General features: G+C 46.8%; 2 protein-coding genes. Both read right to left on the bottom strand.

Annotated elements, in window-relative coordinates:
• A partial coding sequence (locus NNN71_RS24945; protein WP_271459614.1) for a helix-turn-helix domain-containing protein occupies positions 1 to 413 on the bottom strand: 413 nt, incomplete at its 3' end.
• On the bottom strand, positions 410 to 568 hold a 159-nt coding region (locus tag NNN71_RS24940; protein ID WP_271459615.1), incomplete at its 5' end, for a type II toxin-antitoxin system HigB family toxin. The genes NNN71_RS24940 and NNN71_RS24945, both read right to left, overlap by 4 nt.

Genomic DNA, 568 nt, shown 5'->3' with positions numbered 1-568 from the left:
TCAATAAATAACGCTGGTGAAATACCAAATCGGGCAGCCAACTTTTTGGCATGATCCAGCGTGAGTTTGCGTTGCCCATTTAACACGCGCGACACCATCGACTTGCTGCCAATCTCTGGCAAATCAGACAGTGTAAGACCGTATTGATCCATAAGAGTACGGATCACAGAGAGCCCTGCCGGCATGACATCACGTTGCGCATTAAACTCCGCAAACTCTGGTGACGCGTTCTCCCAGGCGCTGATTTTGGCACAAACCAAATCCAGTAAGGGATTATCAGGATCGTTTAACAGCAGATGATCGACAAACGCCAGCGCCTCTGCGTACTGCTCATCATTCTGAATACCCGCCAAAAAAGGCGCAACTGCCGTTAACTTTTCACCCGCTTTCAGTATATCTGCAATCACCATCATTTTTTCCCCTTAGTTCGATGCGCCGCCGTGAAGATGTCATATTCCTTATGGGTAAACACATGGCGTATGTAGCATTTTTGCGTTTCAAAAAAGAGCATTGCGACCACACGCAGTTCGTTTCGCCCAATGTTAATGACATAGTGTTTATCCAGATA

This window comes from Kluyvera sp. Awk 3, assembly GCF_028069715.1.
Classification (GTDB): domain Bacteria; phylum Pseudomonadota; class Gammaproteobacteria; order Enterobacterales; family Enterobacteriaceae; genus Kluyvera; species Kluyvera georgiana_A.
This window is presented reverse-complemented; position numbering and strand designations above follow the sequence as displayed.